21 protein-coding genes are annotated in these 19,261 nt (G+C 73.1%); 10 read left to right on the forward strand and 11 right to left on the reverse strand.

Annotation, left to right across the window (positions count from 1 at the left end):
- The first annotated feature begins 61 nt into the window (after nucleotides 1-61).
- Nucleotides 62-928, forward strand: coding sequence for an alpha/beta hydrolase (locus IEY37_RS04660; protein ID WP_188940358.1), 867 nt, complete (start codon nucleotides 62-64; stop codon nucleotides 926-928).
- Between the two features lie 209 nt (nucleotides 929-1,137).
- Here the strand turns inward: IEY37_RS04660 and IEY37_RS04665 are convergent, their stop codons facing one another.
- From IEY37_RS04665 to IEY37_RS04680, 4 genes are all read right to left on the reverse strand, one after another.
- The gene (locus tag IEY37_RS04665) at nucleotides 1,138-1,629 is read right to left on the reverse strand and encodes a nuclear transport factor 2 family protein (RefSeq protein ID WP_188940359.1); all 492 of its coding nucleotides are present in this window, start codon (nucleotides 1,627-1,629) and stop codon (nucleotides 1,138-1,140) included.
- Complete coding sequence (locus IEY37_RS04670; RefSeq protein WP_188940360.1) at nucleotides 1,626-2,828, reverse strand: monodechloroaminopyrrolnitrin synthase PrnB family protein; 1,203 nt, start codon at nucleotides 2,826-2,828, stop codon at nucleotides 1,626-1,628. Before IEY37_RS04670 ends, IEY37_RS04665 begins: the two co-directional genes overlap by 4 nt.
- A gap of 745 nt (nucleotides 2,829-3,573) precedes the next feature.
- Nucleotides 3,574-3,912 carry a DUF3040 domain-containing protein gene (locus tag IEY37_RS22760; protein ID WP_373298251.1) on the reverse strand — a complete coding sequence of 113 codons (339 nt, stop codon included), beginning with the start codon at nucleotides 3,910-3,912 and terminating at the stop codon, nucleotides 3,574-3,576.
- Between the two features lie 452 nt (nucleotides 3,913-4,364).
- Nucleotides 4,365-4,730 carry a hypothetical protein gene (locus tag IEY37_RS04680; RefSeq protein ID WP_188940362.1) on the reverse strand — a complete coding sequence of 122 codons (366 nt, stop codon included), beginning with the start codon at nucleotides 4,728-4,730 and terminating at the stop codon, nucleotides 4,365-4,367.
- 197 nt (nucleotides 4,731-4,927) lie between these two features.
- On the opposite strand from IEY37_RS04680, the gene IEY37_RS04685 reads away from it, so the two are divergent.
- Nucleotides 4,928-5,212, forward strand: a complete 285-nt coding sequence (locus tag IEY37_RS04685; protein ID WP_229673874.1) for a hypothetical protein — start codon at nucleotides 4,928-4,930, stop codon at nucleotides 5,210-5,212.
- 270 nt (nucleotides 5,213-5,482) lie between these two features.
- A complete protein-coding gene (locus IEY37_RS04690) occupies nucleotides 5,483-5,935 on the forward strand; it encodes a hypothetical protein (protein ID WP_188940364.1) in 453 nt (150 codons plus the stop codon).
- On the opposite strand, the gene IEY37_RS22765 is transcribed toward IEY37_RS04690, so the two are convergent.
- Nucleotides 5,901-6,716: a serine hydrolase gene (locus tag IEY37_RS22765; RefSeq protein WP_373298252.1), complete on the reverse strand. Its 816-nt coding sequence runs from the start codon at nucleotides 6,714-6,716 to the stop codon at nucleotides 5,901-5,903. The genes IEY37_RS04690 and IEY37_RS22765 overlap by 35 nt on opposite strands.
- Between IEY37_RS22765 and IEY37_RS04700 the strand changes: the two genes are divergently transcribed.
- From IEY37_RS04700 to IEY37_RS04710, 3 genes are all read left to right on the forward strand, one after another.
- Nucleotides 6,631-7,302 carry a hypothetical protein gene (locus IEY37_RS04700; protein WP_188940365.1) on the forward strand — a complete coding sequence of 224 codons (672 nt, stop codon included), beginning with the start codon at nucleotides 6,631-6,633 and terminating at the stop codon, nucleotides 7,300-7,302. The genes IEY37_RS22765 and IEY37_RS04700 overlap by 86 nt on opposite strands.
- Nucleotides 7,303-7,803: 501 nt before the next feature.
- Entirely contained in the window at nucleotides 7,804-8,751 is a 948-nt protein-coding gene (locus tag IEY37_RS04705) for a Pr6Pr family membrane protein (RefSeq protein WP_188940366.1), read from the forward strand.
- Nucleotides 8,752-9,377: 626 nt separating this feature from the next.
- Nucleotides 9,378-9,707, forward strand: a complete 330-nt coding sequence (locus tag IEY37_RS04710) for a TfoX/Sxy family protein (protein ID WP_188940367.1) — start codon at nucleotides 9,378-9,380, stop codon at nucleotides 9,705-9,707.
- Between the two features lie 56 nt (nucleotides 9,708-9,763).
- On the opposite strand, the gene IEY37_RS04715 is transcribed toward IEY37_RS04710, so the two are convergent.
- Nucleotides 9,764-10,255: a MarR family winged helix-turn-helix transcriptional regulator gene (locus IEY37_RS04715; RefSeq protein WP_188940368.1), complete on the reverse strand. Its 492-nt coding sequence runs from the start codon at nucleotides 10,253-10,255 to the stop codon at nucleotides 9,764-9,766.
- A gap of 63 nt (nucleotides 10,256-10,318) precedes the next feature.
- On the opposite strand from IEY37_RS04715, the gene IEY37_RS04720 reads away from it, so the two are divergent.
- The 3 genes from IEY37_RS04720 (at nucleotide 10,319) to IEY37_RS04730 (ending at nucleotide 13,420) form a co-directional block, all read left to right on the forward strand.
- Complete coding sequence (locus IEY37_RS04720) at nucleotides 10,319-10,687, forward strand: VOC family protein (protein WP_188940369.1); 369 nt, start codon at nucleotides 10,319-10,321, stop codon at nucleotides 10,685-10,687.
- A 269-nt stretch (nucleotides 10,688-10,956) separates the two neighbouring features.
- Nucleotides 10,957-12,504, forward strand: coding sequence for a neutral zinc metallopeptidase (locus tag IEY37_RS04725; RefSeq protein ID WP_229673876.1), 1,548 nt, complete (start codon nucleotides 10,957-10,959; stop codon nucleotides 12,502-12,504).
- Nucleotides 12,505-12,607: 103 nt separating this feature from the next.
- Nucleotides 12,608-13,420 carry an LLM class flavin-dependent oxidoreductase gene (locus IEY37_RS04730; protein WP_229673878.1) on the forward strand — a complete coding sequence of 271 codons (813 nt, stop codon included), beginning with the start codon at nucleotides 12,608-12,610 and terminating at the stop codon, nucleotides 13,418-13,420.
- Nucleotides 13,421-13,511: 91 nt separating this feature from the next.
- On the opposite strand, the gene IEY37_RS04735 is transcribed toward IEY37_RS04730, so the two are convergent.
- Nucleotides 13,512-14,210 (reverse strand): SDR family NAD(P)-dependent oxidoreductase, encoded by a 699-nt coding sequence (locus tag IEY37_RS04735; RefSeq protein ID WP_188940370.1) that lies wholly within the window; start codon nucleotides 14,208-14,210, stop codon nucleotides 13,512-13,514.
- 101 nt (nucleotides 14,211-14,311) lie between these two features.
- Between IEY37_RS04735 and IEY37_RS04740 the strand changes: the two genes are divergently transcribed.
- Nucleotides 14,312-15,178, forward strand: a complete 867-nt coding sequence (locus tag IEY37_RS04740) for a helix-turn-helix domain-containing protein (protein ID WP_188940371.1) — start codon at nucleotides 14,312-14,314, stop codon at nucleotides 15,176-15,178.
- A 27-nt stretch (nucleotides 15,179-15,205) separates the two neighbouring features.
- On the opposite strand, the gene IEY37_RS21900 is transcribed toward IEY37_RS04740, so the two are convergent.
- The 4 genes from IEY37_RS21900 to IEY37_RS04760 all read right to left on the reverse strand — a co-directional run bounded on the left by IEY37_RS21900 (nucleotide 15,206) and on the right by IEY37_RS04760 (nucleotide 19,192).
- On the reverse strand, nucleotides 15,206-15,493 hold the full coding sequence (locus IEY37_RS21900; protein ID WP_229673880.1) for a hypothetical protein: 288 nt from the start codon (nucleotides 15,491-15,493) through the stop codon (nucleotides 15,206-15,208).
- A gap of 487 nt (nucleotides 15,494-15,980) precedes the next feature.
- Entirely contained in the window at nucleotides 15,981-16,517 is a 537-nt protein-coding gene (locus IEY37_RS04750; protein ID WP_188940373.1) for a dihydrofolate reductase family protein, read from the reverse strand.
- Between the two features lie 40 nt (nucleotides 16,518-16,557).
- Entirely contained in the window at nucleotides 16,558-18,348 is a 1,791-nt protein-coding gene (locus IEY37_RS04755) for a serine hydrolase (protein WP_188940374.1), read from the reverse strand.
- 235 nt (nucleotides 18,349-18,583) lie between these two features.
- Nucleotides 18,584-19,192 carry a mycothiol transferase gene (locus tag IEY37_RS04760; protein WP_188940375.1) on the reverse strand — a complete coding sequence of 203 codons (609 nt, stop codon included), beginning with the start codon at nucleotides 19,190-19,192 and terminating at the stop codon, nucleotides 18,584-18,586.
- Nucleotides 19,193-19,261 lie beyond the last annotated feature (69 nt).

The following is a 19,261-nucleotide window of genomic DNA, read 5'->3' on the forward strand; positions in this document are numbered from 1 at the left end:
GGCCGGCGGGCCATGTCGTCGCCGCCGGGCCGATCCGCAGCGGTACCCGCAGGATGGGCGGATGGCTGTGCCTGCCCCGTCCCGCTGGTGGGCGCCCGCCGGGGCCAGGCACGAGGCAGGGGTCACCCGGTACGACGGGCTGAGCTTCGCCCTGTTCCGGGGTGTGCGGCCGTTGCTGCTGGACGTGTGGGTGCCGCCCAGGACCCATCCGCCTGGGGTCGTCGTCTGGGTGCACGGCGGCGGGTGGCGGGAAGGCGACCGCCGCTACCTGCCACCCACCTTGGCCCACGAGTCGCTCTTCACCGCGGTGGTCGACGCCGGGCTGGCGCTGGTCACCGTCGACTACCGGCTGTCCGGCGAGGCGACGTTCCCGGCGCAGTTGCACGACGTCAAGTCCGCCATCCGCTACGTCCGGCGGTACGCCGGCGAGCTCGGGATCGACGGTGGACGGATCGGGGTCGGCGGTGAGTCGGCCGGTGGGCACCTGGCGGCACTGGCGGCACTCACCGCCGACGACAGCGGTGAGCTGGAGGGTGCCGTCGGCGTGACGGGTGCCTCGTCGGCGGTGGCCTGTGCCGCGCTGTGGTACCCGTTCCTCGACGCCCGCGGGCTGCACCTCGGCGAGGCCCCCGACGATCCGGTCGCCGCCCTGCTGGGCGGCCGGAGCCCCGACCTGGCACGCCGCGCCAGCCCGGCCGCGTACGTCGCGGCCGGTGCGCCGCCGTTCCTGCTGGTGCACGGCGAGCAGGACACCGTCGTCCCGATCGCCCAGAGCGAGCAGATGCGGCGCGACCTGGACGAAGCCGGCGTCCCCGTGGAGCTGCGGCGGATCCCCGGCGCCGGGCACTGCTTCGACGGGTGGCCCGATGTCGACGGCGTCCTCGACCACACCGTCGACTTCTGGGTGCGGCACCTCGGGCCCGGCTGAGCGCCGCACCCCGACGCGTCCACCGGGACCGGGCCGTCGGGTCGGCGCGGCGCCTCCGCGCACCAGGTCGGCCGCATCCGGTCGACGGCACGGAGTACCGGTTCCGGACCGTCCGAGGAAGTCAGCGACGGCGACACCGGGTGCTGGACGGTGGGCCCGACCACCGGCTGCCCGGTCCGCGTCGTCACCACCGCCGGCAGCCGCGTCCGTCAGGGCTGCCCGGCGGAGTCGGTGGCGGAGTCGGCGTCGGTGGCGGTGTGGAACCTGTCGTAGGCCGCCTGGTCGTCGACGAAGCTGCGGAAGGCGGCGAACAGACCGCCGCGGCGCTGCCAGCGATGCAGGATGCGGAACCGTCCCGCGGTGCCGTCGGTGCGGGTCGTCTCGACCCGGACGACGGCGACGACCCACCGCTCGCCCACCAGCATCTCGTCCAGCACCGGCCACCAGGTGTCGTCGGTCCAGTCGGCCTGACGGCGGATGAAGCGGGCGAAGCCGGCAGGTCCGGTGTAGTCCTCCTGCAGGCTGGACCGGTCGGTGCCCGCCGGGACGAAGGCGAAGTCGTCGGTGAGGAAGGGCAGGATGTGGTCCGCGCCGGCCTGGCCGCGGGCGCCGTACATCCGACGCAGCGCGGCAATGCACGCATCCTCGGGTAGCGGGCGCTCGTCGCCTGGCGAGGCGTCCGCCCCGGCGGTCGCGCTCATGGCCGCTGCTGACGGTGGTGGCCCGCGCAGCGCCGCTCGTCGTCCAGATGCGTTGCGGCGTCGCGGTTCTCCGTGGTGATCGACAGCAGGGTGGCGGGCGCCCATCCCCCGCTGCCCGTCGAGTAGCCGGTGACGTCCGTGCGGTAGGCGCCCCTGGCGAGCGTGGCGTGCTGGCCGCGGAACCGCACCAGGGCCCGGGTCGCCAGGCTGAACAACCGGGCCGCCTCGGCGAGTTCGGCCGTCTCGCCCTCCCGGTGCAGCCGCTCGGCCACCACCTCGTCGAGCGGCGGGTGGTCGGCGAGCTCGCCGCGGCGGTCGCGCCACAGCGTGCGGCCGTACTCGACGGCCTCCCGGTGCAGCGCCGTGTGGTCGGCGCCGGTCCCCCACAGCAGCTCGTCCACCAGGTACAGCGGGACGAAGGCCGCCGCCGGCCCGCAGTACGCGACGCCGTCGACCGTGATCGGGTCGAAGTAGGGCCGCAGCTGCTGTGCGAACCACACCGGCGAGACGCCGGTGCGGACCGTCTCGAACATGGCGCCGTAGGACTGCAGCGCCTGGACCGCTGCGCCGAGCGCGAGCAACGCCACGGGAGTGGTCAGCCCGGCATGCCAGGCGCGGTCGAGCCCGATGCTGGCCGCGGGCAGCGTCCGGCAGCTCTGCCGCACGCTGTCGATGAGCAAGGACTCCTGTGCCGTCGCGGTGGTGTAGTGCCGCTCCCGGGGACCGGTCGGATTCCACCAGCCGTAGTGCACGACGGTGTCCCGCGGGATGGTGCCCGACGCCGCCGCCCACCGGGTGAGCAGCGCCGCGAGTCCGGGCACCGCCGCCACCGGGTCCACCCCGTGCCGGCGCAACGAGGCCATCACCATGCCGGTGTCCCGCAGAGCGGCCGCCGCGGGCTCCGGGCCGGTGACGGATCCTCCGCGCTCCACCGCCGCCGCGAGAACCGCCGTCAACGAACCGGTGTCGCCGGCGTCGTTGAGCAGCGGAAGGCGGCGCAGGACCGCGTCCAGCCCCAGCGGGTCGGCGTCGCGGACGGCGGCGTGGTCGAGGACGAGCGGGTCGGCGGGCGCGCCAGAGCCGGTGCAGCCACGGAGCAGCAGCGTGTCCAGCAGTCCGTCCGCGGATGCGTCGCCGTGCGCGGCGGCGGTGACCGCGGCGAGCGTCTCGTCGGTCAGCGCGGCGGTGTCGGTGGTCATCCCGGGTTCCTCTCACATGGCTGAGGCAGGGCTGGGGCGGGTCGAACGTCAGCGTCGTCACCGCGGCCGTCGGAGTCGCCCACCGGCGGGAGGACGGACGGGAGGATCCCGATGTCCACCGATCGGCGGAGCCGACGGTAGCGGTCACGCTCGCGCCCTCGCCGGCGGTTGCCGTCGAACCCCCCGACAGTGACACGAGCGGGACGGCGGCGGCTCGAGGCGTCGGCGAGCGGCGCCGTCGACCGCTGGCGGTCCGGAGTCCGTCCCGCGAGTACCAGGGACCGACCCACTGCGGCGCCGGACAGGTCCCCTCGTCCGGACGGTGCCCGCCGGACGACCACGACACCGTCGCGTCGTACGCCCGGAGTTCGGCGATCTCTACCGACGGACGCCGGTCTGTCCCGCAACCGGAGGGCGCTCTGTCGGCCAAGGACAGAAGCAGGGATGTCCAGATCGACGGCGGCCTGCTTCGCGGCCCTGGGCAGATCCTTGGTGGTAAGTGGTTGATCGACCACCGTCTCGTCGTGGCGAGGGGCGACGGAGACCTGCGACGTACTGCTGCCCGGACCGGGGAGCGCGGTTGCAACGACGACCGGCGGTGCAGGGCGACGTCGACGCTCGCCCTGCGGTCGGTGTCCTCGGTGGCGCAGCCCTCGGTCGGGCGGTCGCGGCCAGGCTGGTCGACCCGCGTCGGTGCCCGACCGTCGGTTCCCGGTCGCCGTGCGGGAGGGACGCCGGCCCGCAGTCAGCGACGTCCGCGATGCCGGCCGGGTACGGCTGCCCGTGGGGCCGGTGCGGGCAGATGGGCGACGATGCTGCCGACCCCAGCGAGCGTGCAGCAGACCATTGCGAGACCGAACCCCGCGGACTGGTCCATGATGTAGCCGAGAACGCCGGCGATGACGGCACCGAGCACCAGCGCCGCAGACGACAGCAGCAACCACCGCCGAGTGGCCGGCCGACCAGGTGACGCCCCCCTCGGTCCGGCCGCAAGACGCAGAGCCAGCTCGGGATCTTCTCTGGCCAGCTGCTGACCCAGCTCGGACAGCTGTCGACGTTCCTGCTCGCTCAACGCCATCGGCATATCCACCGTCGCCGAGCCGGCTCTCGCCGCTGGTCCTCGCCGCTCACCATGGCTGATGCCGAACCGCTACGAGCGCGCCACCGGTCCCTCGTCGCACCTGCCACCATCGCGTTTCGGTGGGGGACCCGGTGTCCTGCTCGAAGCGGACCTCGCAGCCGGAATGAACGCCGAACCCGGACATCTGCAACGTCGTTCCTTCCCTGTCGGACAGTGTGAGACTGTGTCCTCCCAGGCAGTCCGTCGGAGCGCCGGCAGTCCTCCCATCGACGGCCACGACGCCGTAGCGGAGTCCGTCCGCTCCGGAGTCCGGCCTGCCGGTCGCCTCCTCCGCCCACTCACCGGAACTATTCGAAGGCGTGCACGCCGGCCCTCCAGCACATCGATCCGTCGTCGCAGGGCAGGCGTACCGACCGACCGAGACCGGTGGCTCGACCGGCAGCGTCGGGCGGCTCTCACGGCGCGGGTCGCAGGCCGAGGGCCATGCGGACGGGCGAGGCGGACGGTTCCAGCGGTTCGACCACGACACACGGCCGCCCGAACTGGTCCACGCGCCACGGTGCCGTGCACCGCCACCCCGCTCGTCGGAGCTCAAGGTCGATGTCCGCATCGACCCCGACCTCGGTGGCGAGCACCTGCCGTCCCTCGCCGTCGACCACGAAGATCGCCGTCGGACATGTCGTCCGGACGGCGCACGGCGACCCGTCGGCGGTGCGCCGGAGGTCGGGAAGGTTCCCGGCAGACCAGTCTGTCGGGAACCCGCCGACCATCTCCTGCACCGCCTGGAATCGCGATGGTGACCTGAATTCGGACTCCGTCATGTCCTGCTCCGTTCCGCGACGCGGCGCCGCACCGTCCGGTCGCGGACTAGAGGTGACGGCCGCCCCACGTCGACGGTCCGACCCGATCGCGGTGTGGCCCGATCCGGTCCTTCCACCAGGCTCCCTGGCGAAGCCCAGCCGTCTTTGTGGTCGCGTCGTCCCACGTCGTCGACGGCGATCCGAGTGGCTGCACGGAGATGACGTCGAAGAGAAACAGCGACGTACTCCGCACCGCAACCGTGCGGACCGACGCCGACCTATGTGTCGATGCGCCGGTAGGGCTGTTCCTCGAACCCGTTCCCAAGCTAGCACTGTCGGCGGAGCGCGGCTTGCTGGCACTGTCGGCGGAGCGCGGCTTGCTGGCACTGTCGGCGGAGCGCGGCTTGCTGGCACTGTCGGCGGAGCGCGGCTTGCTGGCACTGTCGGCGGAGCGCGGCTTGCTGGCACTGTCGGCGGACCGCGGCCCGGCGCAGAAATGGTGACGGTGCAGTGCCGATCGTTCGGTGAGTGACCATTCTGCGGCCCACAGTGGCGTCGCCGGCACACCTGGAGTAGTCCGCACAGTCAGTGGTCCGATCGGTGGACAGGGACGGTCCCCCGCCCGGCGACCCGAAGGGGTCCGCGTCCTCCTCCCGACGGCGGACGGCTCTCGGCCGGATCCGCTCGGAAGCTGCTCTCACAGCGGCCGATCCGGTCGCCACACCGACAGCCGGGACCGGCGACGAGTCCCCGCGGAAGAAGGAGGACCGACCATGACGTCGATGTCCGTGTGGGCCAGGACGGCGGTCGTCGCGGCGGCCGGCAGTACGGCATTGATCCTCGGCGCCGGAGTCTCGTCGGCTGCGACGCCGGGTGCGCAGGATGTGCGTCCGTCCGCCGCCACGGCGGTCGCCGCACCCGTCGCGGTCCCCGCTGCGGCATCGACGACACCGTCGGCCAGGGGGACCGCGGCGCAGAGCCCGACCATGCCGATCGCGCCGTTCCGCAACGCGCTGTTCGTCGCGACGTGCCCGAACGGTCTGGTGCCGGTGCACGACAGCATCACCGCCGTCGGCGAGGACATCCACATCGACGAGGTCGACTACCCGGGTGACTCGATCAGCATCGTCGGATCCACGGCGTACGTGCACTTGACCGACATCGGCATCCACACCCATCACGCGTCGTTCTTCACCGGGTGCACCGCCGCGCCGTCCACGGACTGACCCCGGGGCCGGCTGCTCGCGGCTCAACGCCTGCCCCACCAGCGGGGTGGTCAGCGGGACGAGGTCGGTCGGCGTGACGGTGTTCGCGAGCACGACGACGCCCACCGTGGCAGATGGGACCAGGAACGCCTGTGACTGGAAGCCGGCGGTGGCACCGTTCTCGGTCGCGAACGGCTGCGGGACCGAGCCCGCCGCCGGGTCCAACCGACAGGCCGGGCCCACTGTCTGCGGCGTGCTCGAGCAGTCCTTCGGATCCGTCTGCTGGCACCGCACCCGGGCGATGCCCACAGCTGGACGGTGCGGACCAGTGGAGGGTCGACAGCGCCGTCCGCGGCCACCGGAGAGCCGAGATGTGCGGCCGTCCAGACGGCCATGACGGCCATGTCGGCCGCATCGGAGACCAGGCCGCCGGCGGCCGCCAGGGCGTTGGTCTTCGACCACTGCGGCGTGGCCCGTGGCGATCCGCCGTCGACCAGGTGGCCGGTGGCCATCTCCTGTCCCGGCACCTCCACCGCGGTCGCCGGCATCGGCAGGCCGGACAGCACGCGACTGCAGCGCCGCCCTGTAGGGCGGAGCCGCCGTGCCCGGGTCGACCAGGTCGGCCAGCACCGTGCCCAGGACGCCGAAACCGGAGTACAGCCAGTCGGTACCGGCTGGGCGGTGCAAACTTCTGTACCGGATCCGACAGGGCCACCGTGCCCAGCGCGACCAACGACGCCAGCAGGTCGGCAGTCAAGGTCCTGGTGAGGGAACCGATCTCGAACCGGGTCTGCGCCGTCACCGGCTGGTGGATGGTCGAGTCGGCAACACCCGGAGACGGAGAAGTCGCAGTGCGGAGCTCCGTCCGCGCCGGGGGTCACGACGGCGACGGCGGCGCCGACGACGCCGAGCTGGGCGACCACCGAGTTCAGGAGGGACTGTGCGGATCCGGTGGCAGCGGACGGTGGGTGGAGCCGCTGCCGGATGCGGCGCCGCACGCGGCAGCCAGCACGGCCAGCACCGCGAACGCGCCGATCGGGATCTCGCCGCCCGTCGGGCCGGTCTTCCGGGCGACCGTGGCGGGCGACCCGCGACGGTCCTCACGCGTACAGCTCCGGATCCGATTGGTTGATCTTGACCAGCAGACCGACCGGGCTGAACACCTGCAGTTGCCGGCCGAAGCCCTCGTCGGTGGTCGATGCCGCGATGGTGACGCCGGCGCGGCGGAGCCGTTCCTCGAGATCGTGCAGAGATTGGCCGGTCTCGAAGTTGAGCTCGACGACGCCCTCGTTCTGCTCGGGTTCGGTGGGTGGGCCAGCAGGCCCAGCTGCCCGCTCCCGACGGACATCAAGACGAAATCGCCGTCCCGGCTACCGTGGACCACCTGACCGCCGAGCGCCTCGTAGAACGCGACTGCCGGGGCCATGTCGTCGACATGCACCATCGGCTGCAGGGACAAGCGCGGTTGGTCGGACACGGGGGTCCGCCTCCAGTTCTCGAGATGGCTGGCCAGGATCCGCCCGACCAGATCGGATAGGGACGACTGCATGTCGATGGCGTGGTGCTCGGTCGAGCGCACCAGCTCGGGGTCCAGATTGACGTTGAACTGCTGCCGCGGCACCGCTGAAGCAGACCAGTCCGCGGCCTAGATGTCTGGGTCTCGAGGAGTAGCCCTCGCGTCGTTCTTCGAGCACCCGTCGCTCCCGACACTGCAGAGACCTCAGCGTCGGCGCCGACCGCGACACCGGTATCCCGCGCTCCCGACCGCGACCAGGACGGCGGTCCGCGAGCCGGAGCGGCGGGTAGAGCTGGCAATTCCGAACAGTCGCCACGCGCCGGGTGGCTGCCACCGTGGACAGGACACTTCCCGACCGGAGGACCACGGACCGATGAACGACGCGCTGCACCGTTTCCGCCGCGACCCCTCGGCGCATCCGTCGGTTCGACGGGCCAGGATCTGGTTCGCCGTGGTCGCCGTCGTCGTCGTCGCCGCCTTCGTCATCCAGATCTGGCTCGTCCTGGCCGGAGGGCCGGATCCCAACACGGGTGACACCGTCGCGACGGTCGGTGTCGCGGTCCGGTTGGTGCAGACCGTGAGCTTCTTCACCATCCAGAGCAACCTGCTCGTGCTGGTCCTGGCCGTGACCTTGGTCGCGAACCCGTGCCGTGACGGCCGGTGGTGGCGCGTGCTCCAGCTCGACGCGCTGGTCGGGATCACCGTCACCGGCATCGTCTTCGACCTGGTGCTGATCCACTACGTCCACCCGTCGGGTTGGCAGTTGGTCGCGACGATCGGGTTCCACTACATCGCACCGTGGGCAACCGTGCTCGGCTGGTTCCTCTTCGGTCCGGGCGGCCGGATCGACCGGCGCACCGTCGCCCGGGCCTGCCTCTGGCCGGCCGCGTGGGTGGTGTACACCTTCGTGCACGGCGCCCTCACCGGCTGGTACCCCTACCCGTTTCTCGACGCCCACCGGCTCGGCCTCTGGCCGGCGCTGCGCAACACCGGCGTGGTGCTGGTGCTGGAAGCGCTGGTACTGGCCGTGTTCTGGTGGAGGGACCACCGGAGGGCTCCGGCGGCGGTCCGTCCGTACGGGCAGGAGCTCTCGGGCGTCGCCGGCAGCGGGGGTCGCGACTGGTCAGGTGGACCGTCCTGGGTCGAGTTGGCGGCCGTCCCGGGCGGAGTCGACCGTCGGTCGTCAGCGGTCGGACCGGAACCCGTCCAGGAACAGGTCCGGCAATGGTTCGACGAGGGCGTCGCGCTGCCGTCGGAGGGTCACCGTGACGGCGCCGACGAAGGCGGCGGCCCCCTCGTCGGCGGTGACGTCCGGCCGTAGCGCACGTCGCTTGCGGCCGGTTTCCAGGATCGTCGCGACGGCGGCCGGCAGTTTCGACCGGCAGGTGTGCCGTGGGCGACTCGCCCGCAGCCCTCAGCCCCGGCAGGGGGCCCGGCCCGGCGGTCCCGGTCGCCCCGGTCCCCAGACAGGTCCATCCACCGCGGCAGCGTCGTGCCGGGCTCGAACCGGTCGAGCAGGTCGCGGGCGCCGGCGGTCGACCGGCCGACCTGGTCCCGGTGGACCGCGTCGACGAGCGCTTCCCCGGACGGGCGGCGGTACCGCGTCGCGATGCCCCTCCGGCCTTGCTCGCGATCGACCGCAGGGCCGGTTCGGTGCTCGCCGACGCGGGATGCCACGGCCAGCACGTCGTCGCGGCTGCAGACGGCGTCGAGGCGAGCCCGGCGGCTCTGCTCTCCCCACGCCCGCGCCTCCGCAGGCGCGGGAAGGGCTACCCCGGCTCGTCGCCGACGGCCGGGTCCGTGTAGCGAGCGGTGCGCACCCGGTCGATCAGCTCCGCACCGCGGTGAACCTGCTGCCGGCCGGCACGTCGAGGGCGGGATCGCCTTCGAGTTCTGGGTGCTGGCGCACCAGGTCGGTGCGGGCGGCGCGGACGCATACTGCTCCCCATGCCGTACGACCGTGCACTCGCCGACCGCATTCGCGCGCTCCTGGACGACCAGCCGGACCTGACGGAGAAGGCCATGTTCGGCGGCCTGGCCTTTCTGGTCGGGGGCGCCATGGCCGTGGCCGCGGGCAGCCAGGGTGATGTGATGGTGCGGGTGGATCCGGCGGAGTCGGACGGCCTCGTGGCCGACGGCGGTGCGCACCGGATGGTCATGCGGGGACGGGAGATGGACGGCTGGCTCCGCGTCCCGGCGGCGCACCTGGACGACGCCGCTCTCGAACGCTGGGTGCGCAGGGGTGTGGCTCGGGCCTCGAGCCTCCGGTCGACCTGAGCCCAGCGCACCGAACGGCCGTGGGCGGCTCGATCGATCCCGTCCCGGCTACCGGGTCAACCGGCGGGCGATCTCCGTGCCGGCGACGTCACCGGGATCGACGTTGATCCCCGCAACGCGTCGATCATGCTGCGCAGGGCCCGGGACGCCTGGGCCTGCTCGGCGTCGTCGAGCCCGGACAGCATGCGGAGCTCCACCGAACGGACCGCTGCGGTGGCCTTGTCCAGGCTGCGCCGGCCGCGCGCCGTCAGTCGGGCCGGGAGCACCTTCCCGACGGCCGCCTCCGCCGGTCTGGTCACGACGCCGTCCCGCTCCAGCGCCTGCAGCAGGACGTTCATCGACTGCCGTGTCACGAACGCGCCCCGTGCCAGGTCCGAGTTCGACAGCCCCGGACGCTGAGCCAGCAGCTCCAGGCACGAGTAGTGCGTGACGGTCATCCCGAGCGGCCGCAACACCTCCTCCATGGCAGCCCGGAGGACGCTCGACGCCTCCTTGAGCAGGTAGCCCAGCGAAGTCTCCAGGTCGATGCCGGCGCCGTCTTGACTCATGTCAGAAGTCTGACATACGGTCGGAGTGTCAGATAGCTGACACAACACAGAGGAGCTCGTCCCATGCCCGTCACCGGTCCCGACTTCATCTCGCTCCAGGCGCGCGACCTCGAGGCGTCGCGCGCGTTCTACGAGCGGTATCTCGGCCTGGTCCGCTCGCCTACCGGTCCTCCACACGCCGTCGTCTTCCAGACCGCCCCGATCGCCTTCGCGCTCCGCGACGTAGTGCCCGGCACCGACCTCGCGTCCGCCGCCCGGCCGGGTATCGGCGCGGCGATCTGGTTGCACGCCACCGACGTCCGAGAGATCCACGACGCACTCGTGGCCGACGGCCACACCGTCGTCGCGGCACCCGTCGACGGCCCTTTCGGCCGGACCTTCACCTTCGCCGATCCTGACGGCTACCACGTCACGCTGCACGACCGCGGGTGAGCGCGCGGCCGGACCGCGGAACGGTTCCGCCGGCGGGATGCGCGCGATCCGAGCGCGTCGCGCACGCCGGCACGCGCGCGCCGGGCGCACGGCTGCCCGGGCGGACCCGGACCCCCACCCCCGTCCCGCCCCGCCCCGCCCGGCCCCGCCCGGTCTCGGCCGGTCTCGGCCGGTGGGCGCGGTCCCGGCGGTTTGGCGCCGGAGCCACCGGGATATCGACCACGTCGACCGGCTGGTCGTCGGTGCCGGTCGCCGCGGAGGGAGCACCCGTGCGTGGACGTCCGTCGCCCGGCCTTGTCGCGCTGGCCGTCACGGTCCTGCTCCTCTCCGGCTGCACCTCGACCGGTGCCGCCGGGCCCGCGGGCACGACGAGCGCCGGAACGGCGACCAGCGCAGGCGGCTCGGCCAGCGCGGCGACCGCGACACCGGCCGGCACCGCCGCCGGCGGCACCGCAGCGGGAACGTCCGGCGACACAGCCTCGACCGGCAGCAGCGGGACACCATCGACCGGCAGCGCAACCGCGACCCGCAGCCCGGCACCCGCCACGACGGCGGCCTCGACCGGGGATCTGCAGAACACCGCCGTGACCGCCGGTCCCGCCGAGGCCAACCGGGTCGTGGAAACGGCTATCAAGGACGTCGAGCGCTACTGGACGGCGGAGTACCCCCGCCTGTCCGGCGGCAAGGCCTTCCAACCCGTCCGCGGTGGCTACCACCCGTACACCAGGACGTCGCCGCCGCCGGCGTGCGGCCGGGAGCCGGCGCAGTACCAACCGAATGCCTTCTACTGCCCGGACGGCGACTTCATCGCCTGGGACTCACAGGTGCTCGTCCCGGAGCTGCTGTCGGACTTCGGGCCGCTCCTGGTCGGTGTCGTCATCGCGCACGAGTACGGCCACGCCGTCCAGAACCGCCTCGGCCTGTCCCGGCAGCCGACGATCGTCCTGGAACAGCAGGCGGACTGCTTCGCCGGCGCATGGGTCGGCAACGTCGAGAGCGGGGCCTCGACCGCCTTCGGCACGGTGACGCCGCAACAGCTGGACACGACACTGGCCGGCCTACTCCAGCTGCGCGACCAGCCGGGAACCGCCGCCCAGGAGCCGCAGGCGCACGGCAACGCATTCGACCGCATCCGCGCCTTCCAGGACGGCGTCGACCGTGGACCGCGGACCTGCGCCGCGTACCGGACCAACAACCTCCCGGTGACCGAGGTCCCGTTCGGTACCCAGCAGGAGGCGGCCACCGGTGGGGACCTGCCCTCGTTCCAGGACACCGTCACCGTCCTCGACGAGTCCCTGGAGTCCTACTGGAGCCGGACCTACCCGGAAGTCGACCCCGGGCAGTCCTGGAAGGCGTTGCCGGTCCGGCCGTTCGACCCGGCGAGTCCGCCGGCGTGCCAGGGACGGGTTCAGCCCGACCCGGGCGCCGCCGAGACCGCCTTCTACTGCGTGTCGGGCGACTACGCGGCCTTCGACGCCGTCCGCCTGGGGCCGGCGCTGTACCAACGCATCGGCGACAACGCCGTGGGGACGCTGCTCGGCGGCCTGTTCGCGCAGGCCGTGCAGGTCCGGCGCGGACAGCCGACGACGGGACGAGCCGGACAACTGGAGATCGACTGCCTGACGGGCAGCTGGACCAACAGCCTGCTCGCAGGCAGCGCGGCGGACGACATCCGGCTCTCGCCCGGTGATCTCGACGAGGCGGTCGCGGCGCTGCTGGCCTTTAACCGCACCGAGGACACCGGCGGCGTCAGCGGCTTCGACCGCATCGCCGCCTACCGCACGGGGGTGCTGCAGGGCCTGCCCGGGTGCAGCTGAGCCGGGATCCGTCCGGCCGCGGCGGGCTATCGGCGCAGCGGTCGGGGCCGGATCGGGGTCAGCCCCGATGGTGGTCGCGGCCTGCCCGCGGGAGAGTCGCGCGATGACCAGCACTGCACCCGGCGGCCTGCGCCGGGCCACCGTCCTCGCCCCGGAGACGGGCGCCGGCTGGCTGGAGCGCGTCCGCGCCGTCGAGACCCTCGGCTTCCACACCGTGCTGGTGCCCGACACGCTGTGGACCGCCTCGCCGTTCCCGGCTCTCGCCGCGGCCGCCGCGGCATCGCCCACGGTGCGGGTGCGCACCTGGGTGATCGCCGCTCCGCTCCGCTCTCCGACCGCCACCGTCCGCGAGGTGCGGGCGCTCCAGCAACTGTCGGACGGTCGGTTCGAGCTCGGCATCGGCACGGGCCGGCCGGACGCCCGCCGGGAAGCCGAACGGCTCGGCGTTTCCTGGGGCACGGCGGACGAGCGGATCGCCCAGCTCGAGCGGGTGGTCGCCGAGGTCCGCGCCCAGGTCCACCCGCCGCCTCCGGTCGTGGTCGCCGCGGGCGGCCCGCGCATGCTGGCGCGGGCCGCCGACATCGCCGACCGCATCTGCCTGGCACTCCCGCCGACCGCGACCGACGCCGACCTGCGGGCCGCGGTCACCCGGGTGCGGGACCATCCGCGGTCCCGGCCGTTAACGGTCCACCTGTCCTTCCAGGTGGCGGCGGTGGCCGGGGTGCTGCCGGCCTGGACGGCCCGCAGCCTGGATGCGGCGGCGGTCCGGGGTGCGGCGGGGGCGCTGGACGGCTCGCCGGCCGACATGGCCGGACAGCTCGTGCGGTGGCGGGACGAGTACGGCATCGACGAGATCGTGGTCCCCGGCGATCTCGCCGACCGGATGGGCCCGGTCATTGCGGAGCTGCGGGGCTGAGCCGTCCAGGTCCGACCGGCCGGCGCTGCACCGTCGACGCGGGTCCGCCGCGAACGGTGCGCGCCGGCCCGTCCGCGGTGTGCACGGTCGGTCAGGACCAGCCGATCTCCCCGGTGCGGTCGACGAACCGGCCCGATCCGTGCCCGGGCCCCTCGGTGGCCAGGCGCACGACGGCGTCCGTCCCCTCCGTCACGGTCTGCGGTCCGCTGTGCCCGTTCAGGTCGGTCGCGGTGTAGCCCGGATCCGCGACGTTGATCCGGACGTCGGGCAAGGCCTTGGCGTACTGCGTCGTCAGCATGATCAACGCCGCCTTGGACGAGGTGTACGCCGGCGCGATGACGTGCGATTCGACGCGGGACGGGTCGTGGGTCAGCGCCAGCGAGCCCAGCCCGCTGCTGACGTTCACGATGACCGGGTCCGCCGACCGGCGGAGCAGCGGGAGGAATGCCGTGGTGGTGCGGACCACGCCGAGCAGGTTGACGTCCAGCACCTGCAGCACGTCGTCGGCGGTCAGGGTCCCGACGTCCGGCTGCGAGCCGGCGATGCCGGCATTGTTGACCAGGACGTCGACGGCACCCTCGTGCTGCGCCACGTCCGCGGCCGCAGCGGCCACCGACGCGTCGTCGGTGACGTCGATGCGGACGAACCGCGCGCCGAGCCGGTCCGCGGCGGCGGCGCCGGCCTCCGGGTCGCGGGCTCCGACGATCACCGCGTGGCCCTCGGCGAGCAGTCGGCGGGCGGTCTCGTACCCCAGGCCCTTGTTGGCCCCGGTGATGAAGGTTGTTGTCATGCAGCCATCGTCGGACCGTCCGCGGGTCCGGACCAGAGACGCCGCTGCAGTAGGACCAGCAGTACCACCCTGCCGCCGCGGAGCGCGCGGAGAATGGCGTCGTGACCACCGTCGACCAGGATCTCGGCGCCACGCTGCGGGCCTGGCGGGATCGGCTCTCCCCCGCGGCCGCCGGCCTGCCGACGGGCCGCGCCCGCCGGGCGCATGGGCTCCGTCGCGAGGAACTCGCGGAACTGACCGGCATCTCCGTCGACTACGTCGTACGGCTCGAGCAGGGGCGGGCCACCACGCCGTCGGCGCAGGTGGTCGCCGCGCTGTCCCGCGCCCTGCAGCTGAACACGGCCGAGCGGGACCACCTGTACCGGCTGGCCGGTCTGGCGCCACCCGCCGACGGCGAGGTGTCGGACCACATCCCGCGCGGTGTCCAGCGTGTCGTGAACCGGCTGGGCACCGACGTGGCGGTGGGGGTCTTCGCCGCCGACTGGCAGCTGCTCTGGTGGAACCGCGGCTGGGCGGCGCTCTTCGGCGATCCGTCCGGCGCGCCGCCGCAGGCGCGGAACTTCGCCCGCAGCACCTTCCGGCTCGACGGCGACGAGCCGATGCTCGCCCACTGGGCCGTCACGTCGTCGTCCGGCACGGACGTGCAGGCGGCCGTGGTGTCGGACCTGCGCGCGGCCACCGGGAGGTACCCGCGCAGCGCCCGGCTGCGGCGGCTCGTCACCGATCTCACCGCGGCCAGCCCACGGTTCGCGGCGCTGTGGGCGGAGGGCGCCGTCGGCACCCACCGCGAGGACACCAAGGTGGTCAGCCACCCGACCGTCGGACCGATCACCGTCGACTGCGACGTCCTGTCCGACGGCGACGGCGCGCTGAAGATCGTCGTCCTGACCGCGGCCGCCGACACCGAGGACGAGACGAAACTGCGGCTGGCGCTGCTGTCCGGGGTGGCCGCGGCGCCGACCGGCTGAACCGGCCGGACCGATCCGGGCGTGGCGTCAGCCGGCCGTCACGGTGATCCGGAGGACCTTGCGGGACAGGCGGAGCGTCGCTGTTCCGGGCTTCTCGGCACGCACCTCGATCCACCTGGTCGTCGAGACGACCGTGCCGCAGGCGACCACGGTGGCCACGGACCGGTCGGTCAGTGTCACCACCCCCGAACGTCCCTGCACCTGTACGTCGGCCGCCCGCCCGCTGCCGTCGAGCCATCCCGTGTCGCCGACCGCGAGCTCGTCACCGTCCCGGAGCGACGACTCGAAGGCCGTGCTCGGATCCGCGTGCGTCACGTCGGAGCACGACCGGCCGCTGGTGGTTCCTGGTCCGGTCGACGGTCCGCCGGACGACCCGACGCCGGTCGTGATCCGTCCTGTCGAGTCCGACGGGACCGTCGGTGTCGTGTCGACGACGGTGCCGGTGCTCGTCACGGGCGGATCGGCTCTGCCGCCGGAACCGGCGACATCCGCGGTGCAGCCGCTCAGCAGGGCGGCGAGGAGGACGGCGGCGATCGTCGTCCCTACGACCGGTGGGCGCTGTGCCATCGTTCCGTCCCTTCTCCCGGACGGCTCGACCCCGGTGAACGGCGGCCAGCCGTCGCGTCCGAACTCGGTCGCCGCCGGACATCTCGTCCAGTCGGTCCGGCGGGTGAGCGGATCGTAGGACCGTCCGTCGTTCCTGTCCCGGGTTCCGGGGCCGTCCGCCGCCGCCCGTGGACAGCCCGACGGACTCGGGCATCCGCGGCCGACGTCCGGGCCGGACAGGGATGCGTGGTCAGGGTCAGCGGAACACGCCGTAGTCCGCCACGAGGTGACCGGTGGGCGTCATCGCGCCGCGCAGGGTCCGGAGCCGGGTCGCCGGTACACCGTCCAGGAGCCGTCGTCCCGCGCCGACGACGACCGGCGCGACGACCAGCCGCAGCTCGTCCACGAGGTCCGCCGCCAGCAGCGCCCGGGCGACCGAGATGCTGGCGTGGACGCCGATGTCCCGGCCGGGACGCTTCCTCAGGTCCCGCACGAACCCCTCGAGATCCGCGTGGACCGGGGTGCAGCCGGTCCAGGTCCGGTGCAGGGGTCTGGAGGTCACGACGTACTTGGCGACGCTGTTGATGAAGCCGGCGAAAGGTTCGACGTCACTGCCCGGCCAGTACGCGGCCCACTCGTCGTAACTGCGCCTGCCGAGGATCACCGCGTCCTGCGACGCGATGACCTCGGCGAGGTGGCCGTCGAGGGCTTCGTCCCAGTCGGTGACCCACTCGTCCGGGTCCTGGGCGACACCGTCCAGGGACACCAGTTCGTAGACGACGACCTTGCGCACAACGCCTCCATCCCGCTCGCCCGTCCGTCATCCCGACCGGTCAGGACGTCCGGCGCAGCTCGGGGATCTGCAACGACTCGATGGTCATCGTGGTGGCTCGGCCGCCGGCGAAGCCGCCGAAGGTGACCGCGGACCTGGGATCGGCGAAGCCGCCGGGCGGCAGCCAGCTGAAGTTGTCCCCGTCCCAGGGGGTCAGCGGTGCCGACAGCCGCTTGGGTCCGAGCGTCACCGTCAGCGTCCGCCCCCGCGCGCTCACGACCACGTCGCCGACGTAGCTGTTGGTGTAGGTGCCGACGTATGCGGACGCGGCCCGCGGTCGGCGGGCGTCCGCCGGCGGATCGCCGGCCACCGGGGACCGGTTGACGAAGGTGTTCACGAAGATGGCCTTGTAGTGGTCGAACCAGTCGCGCTCGGCCACACCCGTGCGCACCAGGTCGGTGAACGTGACCGCGATGGCCTCCGGGACGCCGATCGGGGAACCGTTGGTGAGCACGACGATGCCCACGTCGGCGGCCGGCAGCATGCCGAAGGCCGTGGCGGCGCCGACGTAGAAGGCGCCGGAGTGGCCCCAGCGCACGTGTCCGGTGGACGTGGCCTCGACGTTGAAGCCGTAGCCGTAGAACTCGCTGCGCTCGGCCGGAGTCGTGCCCGGGATGTTGGGGATGTGCGGGTTCCGTGCCGCCTGCAACGCCGCCGGGTCGATGTGCTGCCGGCCGTCCCACCGGCCGTCGGCCAGGTGGAGCAGCATCCAGCGCGCCATGTCGTTGGCGGACGACGAGACGCCGCCCGCCGGGGACTGCTGGTCCGGGTCCCGCAGGTAGGTCGGGCGGAACCGGTAGCCGTCGTAGTAGAAGTGCAGCGCCGCCCGGTTGCTGCGGGCCAGGAAGTCCGAGTGGCGCGAGCTGGTCCGGCTCATGCCGAGCGGCCGGTACAGCGCCGCGTCCTGCAGGTCCTCCCACGACATGCCGGCCGCGGCGGCCACCGCTTCGCCGCCGATCGTCATGCCGAAGTTGGTGTACTCGTAGGTGATCCGGAACGGTTTGAGCGGTAGCTGGCGCAGCCGCTGCAGGATCTGCGCCCGGTCGAACCCGAGCGCCTCCAGGTCCTCGCCCGCCCCGCCGGACAGCCCGGTGCGGTGCGCGTAGCAGTCGGAGATCTGCAGCATCGAGGTGACCGCGGGGTCCGAGAGCCGGAAGTCGGGCAGGTGCGCGGTGACCTTGTCCGCCCAGGTCGCCTTCTTCCGGGTGATCGCCCAGCAGACCGCCGTGCTGCCCACCGACTTGGACAGCGACGCGAGCTGGAACACGGTGTCCGCATCGACCTTCCCCGGTCTGCCGAGTTCGCGGACGCCGAAACCCTTCGCATAGACGACCTTTCCACCGTGCACGACGGCAGCCGAGAGGCCGGGGACGCCCGAGCGCTGCATCACGTCGGCGATGAGGGCGTCGAGAGCACCGACGGCTGCGGTGATCCGGGCCTCGGGGATGTCGACCGCCGAGTAGGCGAACTGCGCGGTCCTGCCGACAGGCGCGAGCCCGGGCATCACCACCGGGGTGGCCGCAGCTGTGCCGGTCGCGGCCGTGCTGCCGCTGGCAGTGGTGCTGGCGGCAGCCGCGGAGGGCGGCGTCGAGCCCGCCGGCGTCGACAGGGTGGCAGCGGGCGGACCGGTCGGGGTCGCTGCCGACGATGCAGCGGTTCCCGTCGAACCGACCGCCTCCGCCGTTGCGCTGGTGCATCCGGCCAGCAGGGCCGCCGAGCCGCCGATCAGCAGCGCCCGGCGGGAGGTGGTCCCGACGCCAGCGGCGGACGTCGGCCGGTCTGCATGTGCCATGGCGGGCTCCTGATCCGCGGCGACGGGAGATGCCGTGGATGGTGGCACACGGACCCGCACCATGGGGAGATCGTCGGATTCCGATCTCCCGCGGCGCCGGGCACCGGACCGTCGAGAACCACCGGACCGTCGAGAACCACCGGACCGTCGAGAGCCGCCGGCGACGGCCGGCCCGCCGTCCGTGGTGGCCCTGCCGGGCAGGGTCGCCGCGGACGGCCGGGCACGGCCGCTCTGGCTACCTCCCGACCGGGGAGGACCCGCTGACGGCGTGCCAGTCCTCGGGCGGATCCTCGCCGACCCGGCCGTCGATCGACTCCCGGATGAGGTCCGCGTGGCCGGTGTGGCGGCCGTACTCCTCGAGCAGGTCGAACAGCAGGCGGCGCAGGCTGACCTCCAGTCCCTCGTCGGCGCCCATGGCGATGCGCTGTCCTGGCCCGTCCGCGGCGAGGGCCGTTCGCAGGCGTTCCTCGGACCGGCGGACGGCCTCGTCCCACAGCCGGTACAGGTCCTCGGCCGCCCATCCGTCGATGTCGAAGGTGTAGGCGCCGGGCGGACCCGGGTAGTCCGGCATCCCCGCCCACGGCGGGCCGTAGCCCGCGCCCGACAGCGAGATGCCGAACTTCTCGTCCTCGACGCACGCGAGGTGCTTGAGCAGCCCGCCGAGGGTCAGCGTCGACGAGCCCACCGAGCGGGACAGGTCTGCCGTGTCGAGCCCGTCGGCCTTCCAGCGGAACGTGGTCCGCAGTCGGGTGAGCGACGCGGCAAGGTGCTGGGTCTCGCTGCCGGCGAGCGGAGGCTCCCACGGCGGCTGGCTGTTCCCGGTCTGGGCAGAGGAGTCGTCCATGCCTCGACGCTAGAGCGGCATGCGGACGGTCCGCGTCCTGTTCTGTCATCGGCGCCGTCCGCCCGACTG

Origin of the sequence: Nakamurella endophytica, assembly GCF_014646215.1 — a bacterium.
GTDB lineage: Bacteria > Actinomycetota > Actinomycetes > Mycobacteriales > Nakamurellaceae > Nakamurella > Nakamurella endophytica.

Bases quoted from the DNA above. Each gene is read 5' to 3' on its own strand.
- IEY37_RS22760 (WP_373298251.1), bottom strand. From the start codon at position 3,912: ATGCCGATGGCGTTGAGCGAGCAGGAACGTCGACAGCTGTCCGAGCTG.
- IEY37_RS04705 (WP_188940366.1), top strand. From the start codon at position 7,804: ATGAACGACGCGCTGCACCGTTTCCGCCGCGACCCCTCGGCGCATCCG.
- IEY37_RS04760 (WP_188940375.1), bottom strand. From the start codon at position 19,192: ATGGACGACTCCTCTGCCCAGACCGGGAACAGCCAGCCGCCGTGGGAG.
- IEY37_RS04690 (WP_188940364.1), top strand. From the start codon at position 5,483: ATGACGTCGATGTCCGTGTGGGCCAGGACGGCGGTCGTCGCGGCGGCC.
- IEY37_RS04735 (WP_188940370.1), bottom strand. From the start codon at position 14,210: ATGACAACAACCTTCATCACCGGGGCCAACAAGGGCCTGGGGTACGAG.
- IEY37_RS04685 (WP_229673874.1), top strand. From the start codon at position 4,928: ATGACGTCGAAGAGAAACAGCGACGTACTCCGCACCGCAACCGTGCGG.
- IEY37_RS04715 (WP_188940368.1), bottom strand. From the start codon at position 10,255: ATGAGTCAAGACGGCGCCGGCATCGACCTGGAGACTTCGCTGGGCTAC.
- IEY37_RS04755 (WP_188940374.1), bottom strand. From the start codon at position 18,348: ATGGCACATGCAGACCGGCCGACGTCCGCCGCTGGCGTCGGGACCACC.
- IEY37_RS04720 (WP_188940369.1), top strand. From the start codon at position 10,319: ATGCCCGTCACCGGTCCCGACTTCATCTCGCTCCAGGCGCGCGACCTC.
- IEY37_RS04660 (WP_188940358.1), top strand. From the start codon at position 62: ATGGCTGTGCCTGCCCCGTCCCGCTGGTGGGCGCCCGCCGGGGCCAGG.
- IEY37_RS04680 (WP_188940362.1), bottom strand. From the start codon at position 4,730: ATGACGGAGTCCGAATTCAGGTCACCATCGCGATTCCAGGCGGTGCAG.
- IEY37_RS04730 (WP_229673878.1), top strand. From the start codon at position 12,608: ATGACCAGCACTGCACCCGGCGGCCTGCGCCGGGCCACCGTCCTCGCC.
- IEY37_RS04670 (WP_188940360.1), bottom strand. From the start codon at position 2,828: ATGACCACCGACACCGCCGCGCTGACCGACGAGACGCTCGCCGCGGTC.
- IEY37_RS04665 (WP_188940359.1), bottom strand. From the start codon at position 1,629: ATGAGCGCGACCGCCGGGGCGGACGCCTCGCCAGGCGACGAGCGCCCG.
- IEY37_RS04710 (WP_188940367.1), top strand. From the start codon at position 9,378: ATGCCGTACGACCGTGCACTCGCCGACCGCATTCGCGCGCTCCTGGAC.